The organism is Arthrobacter sp. 2RAF22, assembly GCF_052115325.1.
Classification (GTDB): Bacteria; Actinomycetota; Actinomycetes; order Actinomycetales; family Micrococcaceae; genus Arthrobacter.
The window spans coordinates 1-1,243 of the sequence record NZ_JBFRGL010000034.1; the positions used below are offsets into that span (position 1 = coordinate 1).

The 1,243-nt window shown below is 63.2% G+C and carries 1 protein-coding gene; it reads right to left on the bottom strand.

Annotation, left to right across the window (positions count from 1 at the left end; all coding sequences use genetic code 11):
* Nucleotides 1–32: 32 nt before the first annotated feature.
* Nucleotides 33–1,177 (bottom strand): IS3 family transposase gene (locus AB4068_RS15670; RefSeq protein WP_441433870.1). Its coding sequence is split into 2 segments (ribosomal slippage): nt 33–901 and nt 901–1,177, totalling 1,146 coding nucleotides; the frame shifts between segments, so codons are not numbered across the junction.
* Nucleotides 1,178–1,243: the final 66 nt, after the last annotated feature.

The window sequence follows — 1,243 nt, forward strand, 5'->3', positions numbered from 1 at the left end:
GGGACTGCCCCGGCTTTTGTTGACTCGGGGTCTTAGGCCGCTGTGAGCGCGGTCCGGTTGATTGTTTCATATTCGATTGGCGTGAGTTTTCCCAGCCGTCTTTGCCGTCGCCGGCGGTGGTAGGTCCTTTCGATCCAGGTCGTGATGGCGAGGCGCAGTTCCTTCCTGGTGTTCCACCGCTGACGGTCCAGAACGTTCTTTTGCAGCAGCGAGAAGAACGATTCCATTGCGGCGTTGTCCGCGCACGCGCCGACCCTGCCCATCGATCCGGTGAGCCCGTGGTGGCGGAGCGATTCAACGAAGCGGCGGGACCGGAACTGGGAGCCGCGGTCTGAGTGGACCACGGTGCCTTCCGGCCGGCGGGCCCGCACCGCGTTCTCCAGCGCCGCCACGGCCAACAAGGACTTCATCCGTGCATCCATCGAGTACCCGACGATCCTGCCGGAGTAGAYGTCCTTCACCGCGCAGAGGTACAGCTTTCCCTCAGCGGTAGGGTGCTCGGTGATGTCGGTCAGCCACAGCTCGTTCGGTGCCGCGGCGGTGAAGTCGCGTTCCACCAGGTCGTCGTGAACAGGCGGCCCGGGCTTCCGGTTCAGGCCCCGCTTCTTCGAAAACACCGACCAGATGCCGTGGTCCCTGCACAAGCGCTGGACCTTGTTCTCACCCGCTGTGATGCCTTTCTCCGGGAGCTCGTCAGCGATGAACCGGTACCCGAACGCCGGGTCCTCGGCATGGATGTCCACGGCAGCGTTSACCAAATGCGCATCGATCCAATCCCGTTCCGTCACCGGGCTGGCCTTCCACCGGTAATAGCCTTGCTTGCTGAATCCCAACACCCTGCAGGTCACCGCCACGGGAACACCCTCGGCGGCAAGATCCGTGACCAGCGGGTAGATCATTTTGGGTTGATGTCCCTGGCCAAATAGGCGGCAGCCCGGCGCAGAATCTCATTCTCCTGCTCCAACAAGCGGTTGCGCTTCTTCAACTCCCGCACCTCGGCCGACTCCGCCGCCACTGGGCCGGCCCCGGACTCCTTACGTTCCGCGATGGCAATCCAGCGCTTGAGCGTCGTGACCGACAGCCCAAAATCCTTCGCAATCTGCGCCAGCGGCGCCTCGCCCTTGCGGGCCACATCAATAACATCCTGGCGGAACTCCGCCCCATAAGCCGTCGGCATGGTCAACATCCTTCCACGAGCACCAGCTCGCTAGGTCAAGGAGTCAACAAAACCGGGGGCAGTCCC